18 protein-coding genes are annotated in these 20201 nt (G+C 73.0%); 8 read left to right on the top strand and 10 right to left on the bottom strand.

Going from position 1 to position 20201, the window contains the following annotated elements; all coding sequences use genetic code 11:
* The first annotated feature begins 3 nt into the window (after positions 1-3).
* From RUR49_RS11930 to RUR49_RS11915, 4 genes are all read left to right on the top strand, one after another.
* On the top strand, positions 4-2895 hold the full coding sequence (locus tag RUR49_RS11930) for a molybdopterin-dependent oxidoreductase (RefSeq protein WP_409146604.1): 2892 nt from the start codon (positions 4-6) through the stop codon (positions 2893-2895).
* Positions 2896-4401 carry a 6-hydroxynicotinate reductase gene (locus tag RUR49_RS11925; RefSeq protein WP_409146603.1) on the top strand — a complete coding sequence of 502 codons (1506 nt, stop codon included), beginning with the start codon at positions 2896-2898 and terminating at the stop codon, positions 4399-4401. It abuts the gene before it with no gap.
* 226 nt (positions 4402-4627) lie between these two features.
* Complete coding sequence (locus RUR49_RS11920) at positions 4628-5839, top strand: UPF0280 family protein (RefSeq protein ID WP_409146602.1); 1212 nt, start codon at positions 4628-4630, stop codon at positions 5837-5839.
* Positions 5840-5873: 34 nt separating this feature from the next.
* Complete coding sequence (locus RUR49_RS11915; protein WP_409146601.1) at positions 5874-6458, top strand: amino acid synthesis family protein; 585 nt, start codon at positions 5874-5876, stop codon at positions 6456-6458.
* Between the two features lie 79 nt (positions 6459-6537).
* Here the strand turns inward: RUR49_RS11915 and RUR49_RS11910 are convergent, their stop codons facing one another.
* Complete coding sequence (locus RUR49_RS11910; protein WP_409146600.1) at positions 6538-6861, bottom strand: hypothetical protein; 324 nt, start codon at positions 6859-6861, stop codon at positions 6538-6540.
* A 783-nt stretch (positions 6862-7644) separates the two neighbouring features.
* Between RUR49_RS11910 and RUR49_RS11905 the strand changes: the two genes are divergently transcribed.
* On the top strand, positions 7645-8418 hold the full coding sequence (locus RUR49_RS11905; protein WP_409146599.1) for a ferredoxin--NADP reductase: 774 nt from the start codon (positions 7645-7647) through the stop codon (positions 8416-8418).
* 3 nt (positions 8419-8421) lie between these two features.
* Here the strand turns inward: RUR49_RS11905 and RUR49_RS11900 are convergent, their stop codons facing one another.
* Genes RUR49_RS11900 through RUR49_RS11870 form a run of 7 tightly spaced genes read right to left on the bottom strand, consistent with a single transcriptional unit; the run spans position 8422 to position 14971 of the window.
* Positions 8422-9711 carry a hypothetical protein gene (locus RUR49_RS11900; RefSeq protein WP_409146598.1) on the bottom strand — a complete coding sequence of 430 codons (1290 nt, stop codon included), beginning with the start codon at positions 9709-9711 and terminating at the stop codon, positions 8422-8424.
* On the bottom strand, positions 9708-10553 hold the full coding sequence (locus RUR49_RS11895; RefSeq protein ID WP_409146597.1) for a tetratricopeptide repeat protein: 846 nt from the start codon (positions 10551-10553) through the stop codon (positions 9708-9710). Before RUR49_RS11895 ends, RUR49_RS11900 begins: the two co-directional genes overlap by 4 nt.
* Positions 10550-11473, bottom strand: coding sequence for a VWA domain-containing protein (locus tag RUR49_RS11890; protein ID WP_409146596.1), 924 nt, complete (start codon positions 11471-11473; stop codon positions 10550-10552). Before RUR49_RS11890 ends, RUR49_RS11895 begins: the two co-directional genes overlap by 4 nt.
* Positions 11470-12582 (bottom strand): VWA domain-containing protein, encoded by a 1113-nt coding sequence (locus RUR49_RS11885; protein WP_409146595.1) that lies wholly within the window; start codon positions 12580-12582, stop codon positions 11470-11472. The genes RUR49_RS11890 and RUR49_RS11885 overlap by 4 nt, the downstream gene beginning before the upstream one ends.
* Positions 12576-13052, bottom strand: a complete 477-nt coding sequence (locus RUR49_RS11880; RefSeq protein ID WP_409146594.1) for a DUF4381 family protein — start codon at positions 13050-13052, stop codon at positions 12576-12578. The genes RUR49_RS11885 and RUR49_RS11880 overlap by 7 nt, the downstream gene beginning before the upstream one ends.
* On the bottom strand, positions 13036-13944 hold the full coding sequence (locus RUR49_RS11875) for a DUF58 domain-containing protein (RefSeq protein ID WP_409146593.1): 909 nt from the start codon (positions 13942-13944) through the stop codon (positions 13036-13038). Before RUR49_RS11875 ends, RUR49_RS11880 begins: the two co-directional genes overlap by 17 nt.
* Positions 13945-13957: 13 nt before the next feature.
* Positions 13958-14971, bottom strand: a complete 1014-nt coding sequence (locus tag RUR49_RS11870; protein WP_409146592.1) for an AAA family ATPase — start codon at positions 14969-14971, stop codon at positions 13958-13960.
* Positions 14972-15239: 268 nt separating this feature from the next.
* On the opposite strand from RUR49_RS11870, the gene RUR49_RS11865 reads away from it, so the two are divergent.
* From RUR49_RS11865 to RUR49_RS11855, 3 genes are all read left to right on the top strand, one after another.
* Positions 15240-16622: a histidine kinase gene (locus tag RUR49_RS11865; protein ID WP_409146591.1), complete on the top strand. Its 1383-nt coding sequence runs from the start codon at positions 15240-15242 to the stop codon at positions 16620-16622.
* Between the two features lie 43 nt (positions 16623-16665).
* Complete coding sequence (locus RUR49_RS11860) at positions 16666-17340, top strand: response regulator (protein WP_409146590.1); 675 nt, start codon at positions 16666-16668, stop codon at positions 17338-17340.
* A gap of 147 nt (positions 17341-17487) precedes the next feature.
* A complete protein-coding gene (locus RUR49_RS11855) occupies positions 17488-18129 on the top strand; it encodes a histidine phosphatase family protein (RefSeq protein WP_409146589.1) in 642 nt (213 codons plus the stop codon).
* Positions 18130-18145: 16 nt separating this feature from the next.
* On the opposite strand, the gene RUR49_RS11850 is transcribed toward RUR49_RS11855, so the two are convergent.
* The gene (locus RUR49_RS11850; RefSeq protein ID WP_409146588.1) at positions 18146-19231 is read right to left on the bottom strand and encodes a carbon-nitrogen hydrolase family protein; all 1086 of its coding nucleotides are present in this window, start codon (positions 19229-19231) and stop codon (positions 18146-18148) included.
* Positions 19232-19349: 118 nt separating this feature from the next.
* Entirely contained in the window at positions 19350-20084 is a 735-nt protein-coding gene (locus tag RUR49_RS11845) for an SOS response-associated peptidase (RefSeq protein WP_409146587.1), read from the bottom strand.
* Positions 20085-20201: the final 117 nt, after the last annotated feature.

Here is a 20201-nt window from a genome sequence, read left to right as displayed (position 1 = left end):
CCGATGCTGGAGACCGTGCACAAGCCCGCGGTGGCCGATGACGGCAGGTCCGCCGCCGCGTCAGCATCCATCCAGTCCGCAAGCCACGCCGCCGCTGGCGCGAACGCCATCACCTTCATCCTCAACGGCCGCGAAACCGCGACCGACGCGTCGCCGGCGCGGCGGCTGACGTCGGTGCTGCGCGACGATCTCGGCCTCACCGGCACCAAGGTCGGCTGCGACGCCGGCGACTGCGGCGCCTGCACGGTGCTCCTTGATGGCGAGCCCGTCTGCGGCTGCCTCACCGCCGTCGGCCAGGTCGAGGGCCGCTCGGTCGAGACCATCGAGGGCATCAGTGATCGGCATCCGGCGGCCAAGCGCCTGCAGGACGCCTTCCTCGCCCACGGTGCCGCCCAGTGCGGCATCTGCACGCCGGGGATGCTGGTGTCGGCGACGGCGCTGCTGGAGCGGGAAACCGCACCGTCGGAAGCGGCCGTCTTCGACGCCATCGGCGGCGTCCTCTGTCGTTGCACGGGCTACCGAAAGATCGTCGCGGCGGTGCTCGATGCTGCCGGCGGGGACGGGGCCGTCGACGCCCGTCATCACGGCACCGTCGATGGCACCGTCGGCGCGCCGGTGACGGCCGGTGCCGTCGGACGCCGGCTGGCGCGGCTCGATGGCGTTGAAAAGGTTGAAGGTTCTGACATTTTCGGAGCCGATTTCGCCCCGGCGGGAACGCTGGCGCTCCGTGCCGTCCGCAGCTCGTTCCATCACGCCCGCTTCCGGCTCGGCGACGTGGCGGCGTGGATCGCGAAAAACCCCGGCGTTCTCAGGGTCTTCACTGCCGCCGACGTGCCCGGCGAGAACCGCTTCGGCGTCATCCCGCCGTTCGCCGACCAGCCGGTCTTCGCCGTGTCGGAAACCCGCTTCCGCGGCGAGGCGGTCGCCGCCGTCGTCGGCGAGCCGCATGTGGTGGCCTCGCTGTCGCTCGCGGATTTTCCGGTGGAGTGGGAAGAGCTTGCGGCGCTGACGACGATGGATGCGGCGCTCGCCCCCGGTGCGGACGCCGTGCAGCCCGGCCGCGTCGGCAACGTGCTGGTGAAGGGCCGCGTCGTCCGCGGCGACGTCGAGAAATCCTTACAGGACAACGCTCTCGTCACTGTCGAGGGCGACTTCTCCTCCGGCTTCGTCGAGCACGCCTACATCGAGCCGGAGGCCGGTTTCGCCCGGCGCGTCGGTGACCGCATCGAGGTGCAGGCCTGCACCCAGTCGCCCTACATGGACCGCGACGAGGTGGCGAAGGTGCTCGGCATCGCGCCCGAGGCCGTCCGCATCATCCCGACCGCGGTCGGCGGCGGCTTCGGCTCGAAGCTCGATCTGTCGGTGCAGCCCTTCGTGGCGGTCGCCGCCTGGCACCTCGACCGGCCGGTGCGGATGGTCTACTCGCGGCCGGAATCGATGGCGACGACCACCAAGCGCCACCCGGCGAAGATGCACATCCGCGTCGCCGCCTCTCCCGACGGCCGGATCCAGGCGTTTGATTTCGCAGCCGATTTCAACACCGGCGCCTATGCCTCGTGGGGGCCGACGGTGGCTAACCGCGTGCCCGTGCACGCCTCCGGCCCCTATCTCGTGCCGCACTACCGGGCGCTGACGCGGGCCGTTCACACCCACCTCGTCCCCGCCGGCGCCTTCCGCGGCTTCGGCGTGCCGCAGGCGGCGGTGGCGCAGGAGCAGGCCTTCGACATGCTGGCCGAAAAGCTCGGCCTCGACCGGCTCGAGTTCCGCCTGTTGAACGCACTCCGGCCCGACCAGCCGACGGTGACCGGCCAGGTGCTGGGCGAGGGCCTGGGCATCGTCCCGTGCCTCGAAGCGCTCCGCCCGCACTGGGCGCGCGCGCTCGAAGACGCCAGCGATTTCAATGCGAAGGCCACCGGCCCCCGCCGCCGCGGCGTCGGCGTCGCCGGCATGTGGTACGGCTGCGGCAACACCTCGCTGCCGAACCCCTCGACCATCCGCCTCGGCCTCAAGCCCGACGGGCGGCTTTCGCTGCACCAGGGCGCCGTCGACATCGGCCAGGGCTCGAACACCGTCGTCACCCAGATCGCCGCCGAGGCGCTGGGCGCGCCGATCGTGATCATGGATCGTGTTTCCGCCGACACCGATCTCACCCCCGACTGCGGCAAGACCTCCGCCTCGCGCCAGACCTTCGTCACCGGCAAGGCGGCCGAGCTCGCCGGCCGGGCGCTGCGCCGGGAGATCCTCCGCCTCGCCAACGCCGGCGAGAGCGCCCGCCTCACCTTCGGTCCCGGCACAGTCACGGTCACCGACGGCGACCACGCCCGCACCCTCGACCTCGCCGCGATGGCGCCCGACGCCCGCGGCTATGTCCTTGCCGTGGAAGAGACCTTCGACCCGCCGACCTCGCCGCTCGATGCCGACGGCCAGGGCAGCCCCTATGCCGTCTATGGCTGCGGTGCCCACATCGCCGAGGTCGAGGTCGACACCACGCTCGGCACCGTCAGGGTCCTGAAGATCACCGCCGCCCACGATGTCGGCCGCGCCATCAACCCGACGTTGGTGGAAGGCCAGATCGAGGGCGGTGTCGCCCAGGGGTTGGGCCTCGCGCTGATGGAGGAGTTCTTCCCCGGTCGCGGCGAGAACCTCCACGACTACCTGATCCCCACCGTCGGCGACATGCCGGAGGTCGTCTCGATCCTGATCGAGGACGCCTCGCCGGTCGGCCCGTTCGGCGCCAAGGGCATCGGCGAGCAGGCGCTGATCCCGACCGCGCCGGCGATCCTCAACGCCATCCACCACGCCACCGGCGCCCGCCTCACCCGCGTGCCGGCGACGCCCGACCGCGTCCGCGCCGCCATCCGCGCCGTCGCGGAGACCGCCGGCGAGGGGGCCTGAATGCTCGACGACATCGCTCCGCCCCCCGCCGCCGCGGCGCCAGCGCCGGCAACGGACGACAAGATCCGCTGCGACGCCTGCCCGGTGATGTGCTTCATCCGCCCCGGCATGGTCGGTGCCTGCGACCGCTACGCCAACCACGAGGGCACGCTCGTGCGCGTCGACCCGCACGTCGTCCTCGACCGTACGCTGTCGCAGGGCGGCGCCGTGGTGCCCTTCGACAGAGGCGCTTGGGACGGCGGCGTGCTGCACGGGCCTGACACCTTCGTGACCGCCATCGGCGCCGGCACCACCTATCCCGACTACAAGCCGGCGCCGTTCATCGTCTCGTCGGAGGTCGACGGCGTCGACATGGTCACCGTCGTCACCGAGGGGATATTTTCCTACTGTGGTGTCAAGGTGAAGATTGACACAGACCGCCATCTCGGCCCCGAGCGGTCGCTGGTGCGGGCGAACGGCGAGCCCGTCGGCCACGTCACCACGGCCGAATACGGCTCGCAGATGCTGTCGCTGGGCGGCGTCCACCATCTCACCGGTGGCACCAAGCCCGAGGGTCGCGTCACCTGCGAGACGCTGCTCGCGCTGTCGAACGGCCAGCCCGTCGAACTCACGGTGGACGACGGCGCCACCGTCATCGTCGCGGCCGGCCGGCCGCCGGTGGTGAACGGTGCGGTCGAGGAGCGCATGCGCGTCGGCTGTGGCTCGGCCACCATCGGCATGTTCGCCAAGCAGTGGCACGGCAAGGTCGACGAGGTCGTGGTGGTCGACGACCACATCACCGGCGTGCTGTCCGAGCACCAGGCCGGCAAGCTCTTGGGCATCCCCGACACCGGCATCAAGCTGAAGGGCCGCCGCTCGACGCCCGGCCGCTATTTCCGCGTCGCGGAGCCCGGCACCGGGTGGGGCGGCACCAACATCACCGATCCCCTGTCGATCCTCGGCCCCTTCGATGCGAAGAAGGCACGGCCGGGGCTGACGATGCTGATGGTGTCGACCACCGGCGAGCAGCACGGCTACTACGTCCTCGACGAGGCGCTCACGCCCGTCGAGACGGCGCTGCCGGCGAGCCTCACGCACTCCGTCGAGCTCATCCGCGAGAACTGCGAGCCGGCGCTCTGCACCGTGCTCTTCATGGGTGGCGCCGGCGGGTCGCTGCGCTCCGGCGTGACGGAGAACCCGGTCCGGCTGACGCGCTCGGTCAAGGAGGCGCTCACCACCGTCACCTGCGGCGGCGCGCCGGTCTATGTCTGGCCGGGCGGCGGCATCACCTTCATGGTCGACGTCACCCGCCTGCCGGCCAATGCTTTTGGGTCCGTGCCGACGCCGGCGCTGGTGGCGCCGATCGAGTTCACCTTGAGCCTCGAAGATTACGCGGCGCTCGGCGGGCACCTCGATCACGTCCGCCCGCTGTCGTCGCTGACGGGAGCGGAGACGCCGAAACGCGTGGCGGTGCAGGCGGACAACCCGTGGCCCTTCGCCCCGCGCACGGCGGGGATGCGGGGGTGAGGGTGGACAGGGCCGGCTGGTGGGATTTGCACCGATCCCCTCCGCCGTCATCCCGGACAAGCGAGGCGCAGCCGAGCGCCGATCCGGGACCCAGCGGAAGAATGCGCGCCGGAGGCGCGGCTCAAGCGTCGCGCTGCGCGCGACCAGTCTTCCGCGGGGCCCCGGCTCGCTCCGCGTTGCTTCGCACCCGGGATGACCGCGGAGAGGATGGCGGGAGGTCACGTTCGTGACCCGCGCCCACGCCGCGATGCTGCCGGACGGCCGGCGCCTGCACCTGCAGGACGGGCCGATCGACCTCGTCATCGAGGCGTTCGGATCGCCGGCGGCGGTGCAGGCGGCCTATGCGGCGGCGATGCGGCGCTTCGATGGTCTGCTCGACGAGCTGTGTTCCGAGTTGCCGCTGCTGCGCGCTCCAGCGCGAGGGGAGGGGAAGGTGCTCACAGGCCCGGTGGCGAGGCGGATGTATGAGGCGGTAGCGGAGCATGCCGAGGGAGGTGGCCAACCTTCGGGCCTTCGACACTCGGGCGTCCTTCCCTCGGCAGACCCTCCCTCGGTGGTCATTCCCGGCCTTGTGCCGGGAACCCATTCCTCTCCCCGATCACCGACGCTGCATTTGCCGGGCCGTTGCATGGGTTCCCGGCACAAGGCCGGGAATGACTTCGGAGAGGGAGGTGCGCTCCCACACACCGCCCCCTTCATCACCCCGATGGCCGCGGTCGCCGGGTCGGTCGCCGACGAGATCCTTGCGGCGATGCTGGCCGGGGCCAGCGCGGCAGAGGGCGCGAGCGGGCGGGAGCATAGCCCGCTGGTCGACCACCCCCTCTCCCGCGCCTACGTCAACAATGGCGGCGACATCGCGCTTCACCTCGCGCCCGGCGAACGCTTCAGGATCGGCCTCGTCGACCGGCCGGACCGGCCGAGCCTCGACGCTTCGTCCCTGTTCGCGCGCACCGAGCTCTCCGCCGCGGACGGCGTCGGTGGCATCGCCACCTCCGGCTGGCGCGGGCGGTCGTTCTCGCTCGGCATCGCCGATGCGGTGACGGTGCTGGCCGCGACCGCAGCGTCGGCCGATGCAGCGGCGACCGTCATCGCCAACGCGGTGAACCTGCCCGGCCATCCGGCGATCGTCCGCGTGCCGGCGCGCGACCTCGCCCCCGACAGCGACCTCGGCGACCGCCCCGTCACCCGCGGTGTCGGCCCGCTGACGGCCCAGGAGATCGATGAAGCGCTCACGGCCGGCGTCGCGGTGGCGGAGGACCTCTGCCGCCGCGGGCTGATCGCCGGGGCGGCGCTGCACCTCGCCGGGGCGACGCGCATTGTCGGCATCCGGTTCGCGGGCGAGATCGAGGCCGCCGGCATCGCATCGCCACGCGCCGGCGTCGGCACCCGCGGGGACGGGCGCGACCACGACGCCGCGGATGCCGTATCGTCGATCTGAAAATCCGGTGCATCGGGAACAAGGGCGAAGGTCAATGAAGGCGAAGATCCGCAAGATCGTCACGGTGGTCGAGGAGACGCTGACCGAGATGGGCCGCCCGGTCGACCCGCCGACGCGGCGGGCGGCGGCGATCGCCGTCATCGAGAACCCCTTCGCCGGTCGCTATGTCGAGGACCTGTCCGAGCTGATCGACGTCGGCGAGGAACTGGGCGCTCTCCTCGGCGAGAAGGCGGTGGCGGCGCTCGGCATCGACGGGCCGGCGGCCGAGAGCTACGGCAAGGCGGCGCTGGTCGGCACCGAGGGCGAGCTCGAGCACGCCGCCGCGATCCTGCACCCGAAGCTCGGCGCGCCCTTGCGCAAGGTGCTCGGCAAGGGCGCGGCGCTGGTGCCGTCGTCGAAGAAGCGCGGCGGCCCCGGCGCCGACCTCGACGTGCCCCTCGGCCACAAGGACGCCGCCTACGTGCGCAGCCACTTCGACGGCATGACGGTGTCGATCGCCGACGCCCCGCGGGCGAACGAGATCATGGTGGCCGTGGCGGTGACCGACAGCGGCAGGCCACTGCCGCGCGTGGGCGGCCTGACGACGGCGGAGATGAAGGGCGAGGACGGGCTGAGATAAGACGCCGAAAACCCTCCCCCCTTGCGGGGGGGGGGGTCGCGTTGTGCTACTGGGGCATAGTTTGCAGACCGGGCACCTCTCACCGCTTCAGAAGAGTATCGACCGCCTTCCGGTAAATCTGGAGGATCTCTCGGGCTGTCGTTGCGCGCATGTAGTCGGATTTATACTTTCCGCTCCGTCCGAAAAAATAGCTGTGACTAGAAACTGCGATCATGAAGAGCAGGATTGCGAACATCATGGAGAGATTGGCGAGGTTCACGAGAAGCGGGCGGTAATTTCCGTAAGGGGCGGTGTCGAGGTTGAAGATCAGGGGAATCAGCGCGAAGCTGAGCAGCACGTAGCGGAACTTCACGACCACGAGCGCGGCGTAGACGGGAAGCATCGCAAGCCTGAGGGCGAACATGGACAAGTCGCTGGCGAGAAGGGTCGGCAGAGGCTGATCTATCAGTTGGCGGCGAGGCACTCCAGGATCGAGGCCCGGCCCGAAGGTCCTCTGGTGCCGGTCGGCCTGACCAAGGCGAAGATGAAGGGCGAGGATGGGCTGAGGTGAAGGGCGGAAACGGTGACGACGCGTCCCTCCCCTGCCAGGGGGAGGGACGGACCGCGAAGCGGTCAGGGTGGGGCCTGTCAATCCAAACTCGGGTTCGCGTTGGGATTGACGGGCCCCCACCTGCCGCGCCTTCGGCACGGCTGTCCTCCCCCATGGCAGGGGGAGGACGTGTCTCAAGTGCGGCGCCGTCACGGCCCAACCCCACAACCCGCGCCAAACAGTCGCAGTCCCGCCTTGATAGGATGACGGTATTACCGTACCATGTTTGTGTACGAATGAACTGCCATTCCAACACCGCTTGAGCCGGGGGCATGGGCGGGTGGCGGGAGGCGCGGACCGGGGAATGATCGCCTCATCATCGCACGCCCGGCAAAATGGGCAGGGAACGTCGGCAGGCTCCGCGCCGCGTCCGCGTTGGGGTCCGCTGCGCCATCCGGCGTTTCCACGGTCTGGAAACCGGGCGCCCGTCGCCGTATGTGATGCCCCGCGCGGGTCGGTCGGAACGGCTACGGCGGACGGCCGTGCCGACCGTGTCGGGCCGAAGACCATCCGACCTGCCGTGCCTGTCGCCCAGTCCGCCGTGCCTTGCCGAACCCGACCCGCCGCCCCGCGGCCTTGAACCGGAGCGAGAGCCCGATGAGCGCATTCTTCGAGGAGCAGGTGCTCTCCGTCCACCACTGGACGGACACGCTGTTCTCCTTCACGACGACGCGCGACCAGGCGTTCCGCTTCAAGAACGGCCAGTTCACGATGATCGGCCTGAAGGTCGACAACAAGCCGCTGCTGCGCGCCTACAGCGTCGTCAGCACGAACTACGACGAGAACCTCGAGTTCCTGTCGATCAAGGTGCCGGACGGCCCGCTCACCTCGCGCCTGCAGCACATCAAGGAAGGCGACCGCATCATCGTCGGCCGCAAGCCGGTCGGCACGCTGGTCATCGACAACCTGAAGGCCGGGCGGAACCTCTATTTGCTCGGCACCGGCACCGGCCTCGCCCCGTTCATGAGCATCATCCGCGACCCGGAGACCTACGACCAGTTCGAGAAGGTGGTGCTGGTGCACGGCTGCCGGCAGGTGGCCGAGCTCGCCTATGGCGAGCGCATCACGCAGGAGCTGCCGCAGGACGAGCTGATCGGCGAACTCATCCGCGAGAAGCTGATCTACTACCCGACGGTGACGCGCGAACCCTTCCACAACCGCGGCCGCATCACCGACCTCATCACCTCCGGCAAGCTGTTCGAGGACATCGGCGTGGCGCCGCTCGAGCAGGCGCACGACCGGGTGATGATCTGCGGCAGCCCGGCGATGCTCGCCGACCTCAAGGCGCTGCTCGACGCGCGCGGCTTCGAGGAAGGCAACACCGGCGAGGCCGGCGACTACGTCATCGAGAAGGCCTTCGTCGAGCGCTGAGGGCTAAGGCCGTCCGCCGCCGGCACCGAACAGCCGGCGCTCGATAGCCTCGCGCGCCGCCACGTCGGCGGGCGTGGCAAGCCCCGCCGTCAGCCGCCACGCCGTGGCGTCATCGCCACGCCGCAGCGCCCGACGCGCGCGGCGGCGCGCCCATCCGTCCCGCAGTTTTCCCATGAACCGCGACAGCGGGCCGCCGGCCGGCACGAGCCGGCGGCGCAGCAGCGCCGTCGTCGCGGTGGCGGCGGTGAGGAAGGCCAGTGCCGCCAGCGCCAGGTCGCCCGGCGTGCGGCTCACCGGTGTCATAGGCCTGGCGGTGAGGCCGATGTCGCGCTCGAGTTCCTCGAGGCTGCGGCCGGCCTGGCGGAAGGCGACCGTCCGCGCGGGCAGAACCGCCATGCGCATCTCCCCCGCCTCGGTGTCGAACCACGGAATGCTGATCTCCGGCAGTTCGGCCGGAGCGCCGGAGACCGGCCGCACCGCCCAGGAATAGACGATCCGGCCGATCGGCCCGTCGCGGCCCTCGACCACGGCGAGGCGGCCGGGGCGCGGCAGCGACTGCCGCAGCGCCTCGCCCTTCTTGCCCTTCGGCTCGGCGGAAATGACGGTGCGCCGCTCCGGCGCCTCGGAAAAGACGATGAGGCCGGCGGCGGCGAGCTTCGGCGGCGGCGGTAGCTGGTCGTCGGTGACGCCCTCGGCCTCGAGCGTCACGGTGCGGCGGACGGGGCGGCCGATGGCGAGCGCCTCCGGCGGCTCGCTCCACGTCTCCGTCAGCGTCAGGCGGCGGGCCGGCAGCCACCACGTCCCGGCCGCGACCGTGGGTGCTGCGACCTCGAGCGTCGTCGCGGCGGTGGCGATCGCCACCTCGACGCGCTTTCCGGCCGTGTCGAAGACGGTGAGGTGCTGCACGATCGGCGGGATGGTCAGACGGCCGCTCGCCTGCGGGAACAGGGCCAGCGTCTGTTCCATCGCGCGGCCCTGGATGCCGTCCTCCTGCGCCTCCGCCCAGTGCTCGCGGCCGATGGTGAGGACGCGGAAGCCCTCCATCGGCGGCACCTCGAGCTTCGTCAGCGCGATCGGGATCGTGTAGAAGCCGCGCACCCGCACCAGCACCATCTCCTGCACCATCGGCGGCCGGCCGTTCGAGACCACCTCGAGGCGGAGGCGGGCGCCGTCGATCGCGACGGCGGGCTGCGCGACGGCGGGCCGGGCGGTGGGCGTCTCGGCGGCGACGGGCCACACAGCAAGGGGCGCCGCGAGGACGAGAGCGACGAGCGCGAGGCGGAGCGGGCTCACCACGGGTCTCCTCCCGGCGGCACGGCGGTGCCGGACTGGATGCGGTGCTGGTGCTCGGCGGCGATCCGCAGCCGCAGGAACTTCACCGGATCATCGGGAATGGCGGCGAGCCACTGCAGCGTCGCCTGGGCGCTTTCGTCGAGGGCAGGGCGCTCGGCTTGCGGCGCGGCCGTCTCGTCGGTAACCGCGGCAGACGTCATGCCGCCGGAGCGGCCGGAGCGGCCGGCGCTGTCGGTGGCGGCGCCCTTCGAACTCGCCTGTCCGGTCTCGCTGTCGCCGGGCCGCGCCTTGCCGCGCCGGTCGACGCGGCTGGTGCCGGGGCTCTTCGAGGCGCCGCCGGCCTCCTTGTCGCCGGCCATGCCGTCGCCGAAGGATGAGGTCGGCGTGTCGTCGTCGGCAGCGGTCGAATCGGCGCCGCGGTTCTCGCGCGTCGCCCGGGCGTTGGCGTCGCTGAGGGAATCGTCGCCCTCCCCCGCCTCGGCGGCGGCGATCGCCGCCTCGACGATCGCCTTGTTGGTGCGCGCGTCGGCATCGTCGGGATCGCGGGCGAGCGCCACGTCGTAGGCCTTCACCGCCTCCTTCCAGCGGCCGGCGCGGGCGAGCGCGTTGCCGAGATTGTAGGCGGCCGACGGGCCGCCGGCGGTGCGGAAACCCTCGGCGGCGGCGCCGGGATCACCTGCCTCATAGAGTGCCACCGATTTCCAAGCCGGATCGGCGAGGAGGGGAGCCGCGAGGGCGGGCCTACCGGCCGACAGCAGCGCCCGGCCGATCCGCTCGGCGCCGGCGAACGCCGCGAGCGCCAGCGCCGCGATAGCGACGATAGCGATCAGCGGCGCCCTCATGTCCGCCTCCGGAAAAGCAGCAGCATCGGCAACGCCGCCAGGGCAAGGAGGCCTCGGCCCAGGTCGGTCCAGGCGAAGGCGGTGAAGCCGCTCTCGGCGAGGCCGGCCGTCGCGGGACGGGCGACGGCGGCGGCCACCGCGGTCGGGTCGGCGGCATCGGCGAAGCTGCCGCCGCCGGTGGCCGCGAGGCGCGCCGCGGCGCCACGGTCGCCGGTCGGCGCGCCGCCGATGGCGGTGGAAGGGACGTGGACGACGTGCAGGCGGCGGCCGTCGGCGGCGAAGCGCGCGGCGGCGGCAAGGGCCGCGGCGTCGATGCCGCCGCCGTCGGTGACGATGACGACGTCGCCGCCGACCATGCCGGCGGCGGACAGCCGGGCGCCGGCGAGCGCGATGGCGCGCACCGGCGCGCTGCCGGGATCGGGCACGGCGCCTTCGAGGCCGGCGGCGACGAGGGGGCGCAAGGCCTCGCGGTCGGTCGAAAACGCGCTGGCGAGGTAGGCGTCGCCGGCATAGAGGGCGAGCGCCGCCTGCCGTCCCGCAGCGGCGTCGAGCACCTGCAGGGTGGCGAAGCGCGCCTCGTCGAAGGCGCCGCCCTCGCTCATGGAGCGCGACACGTCGAGGGCGACGACGAGGGCGTCGAGGTTGCGCCAGCCGGCGGCGTCGCGTCGCTCGATCGCCGGGCCGGCGAGCGCCAAGCCGATCAGTGCCGCGGCGACGAGCCAGGCCGACAGCCCCAGCGCCCGCCGGCTGGCGGAGACGACGGCGCCGCGGGCAGTCAGCGCCGCGAGCAGCGGCGCATCGATCGCCCGCCGCCAGTCGCCCAGGTCGCCGCGGCTGCGGGCCAGGATCGCGAGAGCCAGGATCAGCGGCGGCGCCAGCAGCCACCACGGCCGGAGCAGCGTGAACGCGTCGAGGCTCATGCCGCCCTCCGGGTCTCGGGGGAAGCGGCTAGAGGGGCCGAAGCGCCGGGGCGTGGCGGAGAGCCATCCCCTCGCGAAGCTGCGGAGCGGGACCGGGCGGGCCGCAGGCGGGTTGCCAGCGCGGCGAGGCGGGCGGGCATCAGGCGGGCGCCGCCGTCGCCGAGAGCGAAGCCGGCGAGGCAGAGGACGAGGGCGGCCACCGCCGGCCACGGCCACAGCTCGCGCACGGCGACGACCGGGGCGGCGGGGAAGGCGATCGGCTCCAAGGCGTCGATCGCCGCCGTCACCTGGCGGAGGTCGTCGGTCGACTGCACCCGGAAGGCGCTGCCGCCGCTGGCCGCCGCGATGTCGGAGAGTGCAGCCTCGTCGACGCGGATCGAGGCGCCCTGGAGTTCGCCTTCGAGCGTGGTGTCGCTGCCGAGCGCGATGGTGTGGACGCGTACGCCCATCGTCTCGGCGAGCTTCGCCGCCGCCTCGGCGCCGACGGCGCCGGCGGTGTTGGTGCCGTCCGACAGGAGCACAACGACGCGCGAGGGCGAGGTCGAGTCCTTCAGCCGCTTCAGCGACAGGCCGAGGCCGTCACCGATGGCGGTGGAGCGGCCGAGCGCCCCGATCTCGATCTCGCCGAGGATTTCCGCCACGGCGGCGAGGTCGAAGGTCGGCACGGCGGCGAGTTGGGCTTCTTCCGCGAAGGCGACGAGGCCGACGCGGTCGCCGGCGCGCCGCTGCAGGAACTCGGATGCCACCGCCTTCACCGCATCGATGCGGCGGACCGGCGTGCCGTCGAGGACGAAGTCCTTCGCCTCCATCGAGCCGGAGAAGTCGAGCGCCAGCATGATCTCGCGGCCGCTCATCGGCTGCAGCGCGTCCGGCAGCACGCTCTGCGGCCCGGCGGCGGCGACGACGAGGGCGATCCAGGCGAGCGAGGCCAGCGCCAGCCGCGCCACGCCGCCGCCGGCGGTCGCGGGCGTCGCGCCGTCACTGATCCCGACGAGGGAGGCCGGCACGCGCAGCGCCGCCGCCTCGCCGGCACGCCGCGCCAGCAGTCGCCGCGCCAGCAGCGGCAGCGGCAAGGCGAGCAGGGCGAGCGGGGTGGCGAGGCTCAGCACGGCACGACCCTCCTGCCGGAAAGCAACGCCGAGAGCGCGGTCTCTGCCGCGCCAACCTCCGCGGCATCGACCGGCCGGTAGAGCGTCTCGCCATAGAGGCGGCCGGGGCCGGCGGTGAAGACGGTGGTGGCGAACGCGGCGTCCAGGCGGGCGAGCCACGCCTCGCCCTGGGTCCGCGCCGCGTCCTCGCCGGCGATGGCGGCGACGTAGGCGCGCAGCGCAGCGGCCTGGGCGGCGAGGCGCTCGTCGGCCGGCAGCGCCCGGGCGGCGGCGAGTGCCGTGGCAAAACGCCGGCGCGGCGACCGACGGCGGGAAAGCGCAGCGGCGATCCGCGGCGCGAGCAGGATCGCGAGCGCGACGAGAATGCCGGCGGCGACCGACAGCGCCAGAAGGTCGAGGAGCGGCGCGGGCGCCTCGGCCGGCAGCCGGATCGGCCGCAGCGCCGCGAGCGGATCAGCGTCGGTCGCCATGCAGCTCCCCGATCGCCCGCATCTGCGTCTCCGGCGCTTCTTCGGCCGGAAACAACACCGCGCGGGAGCCGAGCCTCATGAGGCGGCCGATCCACTCGGCCGCGGCGGCGTCGCCGGCCTCGCGCCCGCCGTGGTGGACGCCGCGGGCCCCAGTGGTGGTGAGAAAGGGGTAGACGCCGATCGGCGCCGCGCGCGGGAAGGCGTCGCCGACGACGGCGACGACGAGGTCGATGCGCCGGCGCAGTGTCGCGGCGGTGTCGTCGAAGGTGGCGCCGGGCGCGTCGAGGGCGCTCGCGAGCACCACCGTGCCGCCGCGCGGCAGCGAGCGGGCGGCGAGCGAAAGGGCGTCCTCGAGCGGCGGATCGGTGGCGGGACCAGCGGCGAGCGCGGCGGCGTGGGCGCGGCGGAGGCCGCCGATCACCGCCGTCATCGCCCGGTCGCCGGTGGCGGCGCGGACGAACACCGGCTCGAAGGCGCCGACGGCGATCAGCGCCACCCGCGCCCCGAGCCCGACGGCGCGCCAGCCGGCGAGCGCCAGGATCTCGGCGGCGGCGACCGAACGGAAGGCGCGGCGGGTGCCGAACAGCATCGACGGGCGGAAATCGGCGAGCAGCAGCGTCGTCTGCTCGCGCTCGTCGCGGAAGGTGCGCACGTGCGGCACGCCGGTGCGGGCGGTGGTGTTGCGGTCGATGTGGCGGATGTCGTCGCCGTGCGTCCACGGGCGGATCTCGTCGGGCTCCGAGCCGCGACCGCGCCGCTTGGTGGTGATCGGCCCCGGCAGCGCCGCCGTGCGCTCGACGCCGGCGCGGCGGTGCGCCGCGACGACGTGGCGGAGCATCAGCAGCGCCTCGGTGTCGACGTCGGTGCCGGCGGTCATCGGTTGGGCGACCATCGCTCCCGCGCCCTCACAGCGGCACGACGCGCTCGACCAGACGGGCGACGACGCCGCGCGGCGTCTCGCCCTCGGCGGTCGCCCGCCAGGTGAGGCCGAGGCGGTGGGCGAGGGCGTCGCCGGCGAGCGTCGCGACATCCTCCGGCACGGCATACGCGCGACCCGAGAGGTAGGCGCGCGCCTTGGCGGAGGCGGCGAGCGCCAGCGAGCCGCGCGGCGACACCGGATGCTCGATGGCGGCGCGGACGTCGTCGCCGGCCGAGCCGTCGCGCGTCGCCATGACCAGGCGGACGATGTAGTCCTTCAGGGCCGGCGCCAGATGCACCGACGCCACCTCGGCGCGGGCGGCGCGGATCTCGGCGACGGTGAGGCGGCGGATGGGAGTGGGTGCCGGCCCGGCGGCTTCGACCTGCTCGCGCTCGACAAGGTCGAGGATCCCGCGCTCGGCGACCGCATCGGGAAAGCCGACGGCGACGTGGAAGAGGAAGCGGTCGAGCTGCGCCTCCGGCAGCGGGAACGTGCCCTCGTGCTCGATCGGGTTCTGGGTGGCGACCACCATGAACGGGTCCGGCAGCGGGTGGGTGGTGCCGGCCGAGGTCACCTGCTGCTCGGCCATCGCCTCGAGCAGCGCCGACTGCACCTTCGGCGGGGCGCGGTTGATCTCGTCGACGAGCAGCAGCGAGTGGAAGACGGGGCCGGCGACGAACTCGAAGACGCCGCGGTCGGGCCGCCAGACGGGCGTGCCGGTGAGGTCGGCCGGCATCAGGTCCGGCGTGCACTGGATGCGGGAGAACGAGGCCTCGAGCCCGTCGGCGAGGCGCTTCACCGCCCGCGTCTTGGCAAGCCCCGGAGCGCCCTCGACGAGGAGGTGACCGCCGGCCAGCAGCGCGATCATCAGCCGCTCGACGAGCGCCGCGTGGCCGACGAGGCCGGCCTGCAGGGCGTCGGCCAGCGCTGCGACGCGCTCGCGCGGCGTTCCCGGCGGGTCGGTGGCTTCGGCGGGTTCGACAGTGCGGGGATGGTCCATGCGGCGTCTCCCGGGGCGTTCCTCGAGGCAGTCTCGCGGGGTCAGCCCCGTCTCTCGGTCCGGTCTGATCGTCCGGCCTCACCAACCGCGGTCGCCGCGGCGGTGAGCGGGCATTCTTTCACCGGTGACGGGAAGACGACAGGGGCGTTCGCCCGTCCCGGGCTGGGCATATTGCCCGATCGCGGCGCGAGAGTTGTCCCCGGCGCCGCCGATCGTGAGACAGTGGCTGCGTGTGGCGCCGGGACGAGGTGCCGAACGGGAGGCGACCATGAGCCTGTTGGCCGGGCTGACGCTGAGGATCGTGGCGGTGGCGGCTGCCTGCCTGGTCGCGGCGGCGCTGTGGGTGCTCGCCGACACCAACCGCCTGGTCGACAGCGAGACCGCCGCCACCGCCGGCCGCGTCGCCCGCACGCTCGAGCGGATGTACATGCTCGGCAGCAGCGGCATGACGCCCGGCTCCGGCTACGGCCGCCCGCTGGCGGCGCGACAGGCTGTCGCCGTCGTGTCTGTGATGGCACCCGGGCAGTGCGTCGTCTTCACGGTGAGTGGCGACACCGACCGGCGGGTGTGCAGCGGCTGGAACGAGTTCGGCCCGACGGCGCCGGCGTGGTTCCGCCAGGCGTTCGCGTTGGTGTTCGACGCGGGCGCGCCGGTGGAGCGGGCGGTGCCCGTCCACAACGGCACGCCCGGCCGCGTCGTCGCCACCGCCGACCGCGTCGCGGTGACGACGCGGGCCTGGCACCAGATGCGCGTCGTCGCCGGCATGGCGGCGGCGATGGCGGCGGGCATGGCGGTGCTGGCGGCGCTCGTCGTCGGCCACGCGCTGTCGCCGCTCGGCACCATCGCCGGCGGGCTGCGGCGGCTCGAGCACGGCGACTATACGGGGCGGCTGCCGGCCTTCCGGACGCGTGAGTTCGCCCGCATCGCCCAGGCGGTGAACGACCTTGCGAGCCGGCTGCAGCGCACCACGGCCGAGCGGGCGGCGCTGACGCGGCGGCTGTTCCAGGTGCAGGAGGAGGAGCGGCGGGCGCTCGCCCGCGACCTGCACGACGAGTTCGGCCAGTGCCTGACGGCGGCCGGCGCGCTCGCAGCCTCCATCCAGGTCGGCGCACCGGCGGCACGGCCCGACCTCGCGGAGGACGCCCGCGCCATCGGCCGCATCACCGCGCAGATGATGGCGACCCTGAAGGGAGCGCTCGCCCGGTTGCGCCCGCCGGACCTCGACGAGGTGGGGCTGGAGGCGAGCCTGCGCGCCATGGTCGGCGGCTGGAACCTCGGCGGCGGGTCCGTTGGCGGTGCGTCGGGCGGCGGCCGCACCACCTTCGATCTCGACGTCGCCGACGACCTCGGCGCGGTGCCGCCGCAGGCGGCGCTCAGCGTCTACCGCATCGCCCAGGAGTGCCTGACCAACGCCGTCCGCCACGGCCGGCCGAGCCGGGTTTCGGTGAGCGTCGCGCGCAGCCACGAGGGCGTGGCGCTCACCGTCGATGACGATGGCGGCGGCGATCCGGCGCGTGTCACGACCGCCGCCGGCTTCGGCATCCTCGGCATCCGCGAGCGCATCGAGGCGCTCGGCGGGGCGCTGACGATCGGGCCGGCCGCGGGCGGGGTCAGGGTCTCGGCGCTGATCCCCGTGGCGGCACCGGCGTGAGCGTGCGGCGCGGAGCCGGGGCCGGGGCGGCCGGAGGGTGGCGATGAGCGGGCTCGCGATCATGCTGGTCGATGACCACCCGATCGTCCGCGAGGGCTACCGGCGGCTGCTCGAGCGGCATCCGGGCTACCGGGTGGTCGCGGAGGCCGAGAGCGCGGCGGAGGCCTACCGGTGCTACCGCGAGGCGAAGCCCGACGTCGTCGTCATGGACCTCGCGCTCGGCGGGGCGGGACGGGACGGCGCGGCCGCACCCGGCGGGCTGGAGGCGGTCCGCCACATCCTGCAGTGGGACAAGGCGGCGCGCATCCTCGTGTTCTCGATGCACCAGGCGGCGGCCTTCGCGCTGAAGGCGTTCGAGGCGGGGGCGGCCGGCTACGTGACGAAGTCGAGCGCGCCGGACGAGCTGGTGCGCGCCGTCGAGACGGTGGCGGCGGGCGGGCGAGCGCTTTCGGCCGACATCGCCCGCGAGATCGCCGCCGAGCGCCTCGCCAACCAGCGCTCGCCCCTCGACGGGCTGGGCCCGCGCGAGACGGAGATCCTTCGCCTGCTCGCGGCGGGGCGCACGGCGGCGGAGATCGCCGACGCGCTCTGCCTCAGCGTCAAGACGGTGCAGAACTACCACTACGCCATCAAGGGCAAGCTCGGCGCCCGCACCGACGCCGGCCTCGTCTGGCTCGCCATCGACACCGGGCTCGTCGGCTCGCACCGGGACGGGTGAGACGGCAGAGTTCGGGTCGTCGCGAGGCCCGGCGGCCTCGCCCGTTTGCCGGTGGAGGTCGGCCCCCCGACCGGCCTCCGGTGGTCCGCGGCGCGCCAGGGTGCGTAGGGTCGTCTGGGCGCGGGCGGCTCGAACGAGGCATGGCAGATGCGGGAGAGCGTGGACCGGCGGCGCGGGAGGGCGATCGTGCGGGCGCCAGCGGACGGGGCAGCGCCGTGGCGGGTCCTCGGCTGGCTCGCCTTCGCGCTGGCGGTGGCGGCGATGCTGGGGCTCGCCGGCCCGGCGCGGGCGGACGAGGCGGCGTGGCAGGCGCTGCGGTCGGGCGGGCACGCGCTGCTGCTCCGTCACGCGCTGGCGCCGGGGACGGGCGATCCCTCGAATTTCGTGCTGACCGACTGCGCGACGCAGCGCAACCTGTCGGCCGCCGGGCGCGACCAGGCCCGACGGCTCGGCGCCGCCATCCGGGCGGGCGGGGTGCGCGTCGACCGGGTGCTGTCGAGCCGCTGGTGCCGGGCGCTCGAGACGGCGCGGCTGATGGAGGTGGGCGCGGTCGAGCCGTTCCCGCCGATCGATTCCTTCTTCCAGGACCGCGGCGAGGGACCGGCGCAGACGCGTGCGGTGGAGGCCTTCCTCGCCGGGCTCGGCGACGACACCGTCGTGATGGTCACCCATCAGGTGAACATCACGGCGCTCACCGGCATCGTCCCGCGCTCCGGCGAGGGGATCGTCGTCAGGCCGTCGCCGACGGGGCTCACCGTCGTCGGCCGGCTGTCGCTGCCGGCGGACTGAGGCGGGGGACGAAGGGTCAGTCGCGCCCGGTGTCCTCTCCGGGACCCGCCAAGCGTTGCTGGGGCTGCGACGGCAGGCGCTCGCGACGCTCCTCCCGCTCCGGCCGCGGCAGGGTGGGGTTCGTCTCGCCCGCCGGGCCGCTCGGCTGGTAGAGCTGCGGCGTCGTCCGGTTCACCTGGACCTGGAAGATGTCCGGGCGGTTGTAGTGGCCCGCGAAGTCGTGGCGCAGCTTCATCTGGATGCACATCTCGATGTCGCAGTCGCCGTAGAGGATGCCCTCCTCGGCGCCCATCGGCCCGGCGATGACCCGGCTGTTCGGCCCGACGATGACGCTGCCACCGCAGCAGTCCGGGTTGCGCATGAAGGCCTCGCCCTCGGGCGACAGCCGCATCTGCTCGATCATGTCCTCGTCGACCGTGCCGCAGGCGGAGACGACGAAGGCCTTACTCATCTGCGCGAAGGCCTGCGAGTCGACCAGGACACGGTTGCGCATCGGGTCGCCGCTGGCGCGGAAATGGTTCGGCCAGCTCATGGCGTGGATGCGCGTGCCCTCGGCGACGAGCGCGAAGACGGCGAGCGGATTGGAGTTCTCGCCGCAGATGAGCCCGCTCATCGGCCCGAACTCCGTCGGGAAGGCGCCGAAGGTGTCGCCGTGTCCGCCCATGTGGACGAGACGCTCGCCACCCGTCGGCATGATCTTCTGGTGCTTGCGGATGATCGACCCGTCGGGGCCGAAATAGATCTGCGAGTTGAACATGGTGCCGGTGGTGTTCGGCAGCTTCTCGCAGGCGCCCATCACGACATAGGCACCGGCGGCGCGGGCGGCTGCGCCGATGGCGCGGGTCTCCGGGCCGGGGATCTCGATCGAGTTTTTGAAGAGTTCGGTGGCGAGACGGTTGGAGATCGCGCCCGTCGCCGGATGGTGGTGGTACCAGACCGGGTGGGTGGGGATGAAGCCTTCCGGAAAGACGATGAACTTCGCGCCGTTGTCGGCGGCCTCGAGGATCAGCCGGCAGGCCTTCTCGACGCAGGCTTCGCGATCGAGGAACACCGATGCCGCCTGCACGGCGGCCACACGCACGACCGGATAGACGTCACCCACCTTGGAGCCCCCCGCTTGTTCTGCCCCACCGGTCTTCCGCCGGCGCCCGTATTACGGGATTACATTGTGCAGCGGTTTGATGCGGGCGCGCAAGGACGGTGCGGACGGGCGCGGGCGATCAGAACAGCTTGAGTTGCCGCTGCGGCGGGGCCGGGTCAGGTCGTGCGGCCTCGGCCTGCGGCGGGGCGACATCCTGCACGGTGCCGTCCTCCTTCGCGCCGCGGGCGACGATGGTGAGGGCGCCGTCGGGCAGCGGGCGCTGCAGGGTGCGGGCTTCCGACCAGGGGGCGTGCATCCACGCCTCGATCTCCTCGTCGGTGGTCAGGATCACCGGCATCGCCTTCGGGTGGACGGCACCGACCTCGGCGTTGGGCTCGCAGGTGAGGAAGCCGTAGACGTCGGCCGTCACCTCGCCCTCGGCCTTGCGGCGCACCGAGGTCCAGGTCGTCCAGAGGCCCGCGAAGGCGGCGAGCGGGCGGCTCTCGTCGAGGGCGAACCAGACGGGCTGCTTCTTGCCGCTCGCGTCGGTGTCGTATTCGGAGAACGAGGTGAACGGCACGAGGCAGCGGTGGGCCTCGCCGGTCCAGCGCCGCCAGTGCGGCGAGGCGACGTTGCGGATGTTGGTGACGCCGGGGTCGGTGGCGCGGCCCTTGAGGGCGAACACCGGCGAGGGCATGCCCCAGCGGGCGGTGACGAGCTCGCGCACGCCGTCCTCGCCGGTGCGCACGATCGGGGCGGCATAGTCTGGGAAGATGCCGGTGAGCGGCGGCAGGTTGCCGGCGCGGTCGCGCACCGCGCGGGTGAAGGCGAGGATCGCCTGCTGGCCCTTGGTCTCGCTGTAGAGATTGCACATCGCCCTTGGGTCCGATCGCCGCCGTCCGGTGGTCATCATAGCCGCGCCGGCGCCCCGTCAACCAGCCGCCGGGGACGACCAGCGGCGGGCGGGATTTCCGCCGTGGGAGAAAGAAGT

The organism is Pseudoxanthobacter sp. M-2 (genome assembly GCF_046156265.1).
Taxonomy (GTDB): domain Bacteria; phylum Pseudomonadota; class Alphaproteobacteria; order Rhizobiales; family Segnochrobactraceae; genus CAMDHY01.
The sequence above is the reverse complement of the archived record's forward strand: the minus strand, read 5'-3'. Positions and strand labels throughout refer to the sequence as shown.

Coding starts and splice junctions, on each gene's coding strand:
- RUR49_RS11930 (WP_409146604.1), top strand. CDS start 4: ATGCTGGAGACCGTGCACAAGCCCGCGGTGGCCGATGACGGCAGGTCC.
- RUR49_RS11925 (WP_409146603.1), top strand. CDS start 2,896: ATGCTCGACGACATCGCTCCGCCCCCCGCCGCCGCGGCGCCAGCGCCG.
- RUR49_RS11915 (WP_409146601.1), top strand. CDS start 5,874: ATGAAGGCGAAGATCCGCAAGATCGTCACGGTGGTCGAGGAGACGCTG.
- RUR49_RS11910 (WP_409146600.1), bottom strand. CDS start 6,861: ATGTTCGCCCTCAGGCTTGCGATGCTTCCCGTCTACGCCGCGCTCGTG.
- RUR49_RS11905 (WP_409146599.1), top strand. CDS start 7,645: ATGAGCGCATTCTTCGAGGAGCAGGTGCTCTCCGTCCACCACTGGACG.
- RUR49_RS11895 (WP_409146597.1), bottom strand. CDS start 10,553: ATGAGGGCGCCGCTGATCGCTATCGTCGCTATCGCGGCGCTGGCGCTC.
- RUR49_RS11890 (WP_409146596.1), bottom strand. CDS start 11,473: ATGAGCCTCGACGCGTTCACGCTGCTCCGGCCGTGGTGGCTGCTGGCG.
- RUR49_RS11880 (WP_409146594.1), bottom strand. CDS start 13,052: ATGGCGACCGACGCTGATCCGCTCGCGGCGCTGCGGCCGATCCGGCTG.
- RUR49_RS11875 (WP_409146593.1), bottom strand. CDS start 13,944: ATGGTCGCCCAACCGATGACCGCCGGCACCGACGTCGACACCGAGGCG.
- RUR49_RS11870 (WP_409146592.1), bottom strand. CDS start 14,971: ATGGACCATCCCCGCACTGTCGAACCCGCCGAAGCCACCGACCCGCCG.
- RUR49_RS11865 (WP_409146591.1), top strand. CDS start 15,240: ATGAGCCTGTTGGCCGGGCTGACGCTGAGGATCGTGGCGGTGGCGGCT.
- RUR49_RS11860 (WP_409146590.1), top strand. CDS start 16,666: ATGAGCGGGCTCGCGATCATGCTGGTCGATGACCACCCGATCGTCCGC.
- RUR49_RS11855 (WP_409146589.1), top strand. CDS start 17,488: ATGCGGGAGAGCGTGGACCGGCGGCGCGGGAGGGCGATCGTGCGGGCG.
- RUR49_RS11845 (WP_409146587.1), bottom strand. CDS start 20,084: ATGTGCAATCTCTACAGCGAGACCAAGGGCCAGCAGGCGATCCTCGCC.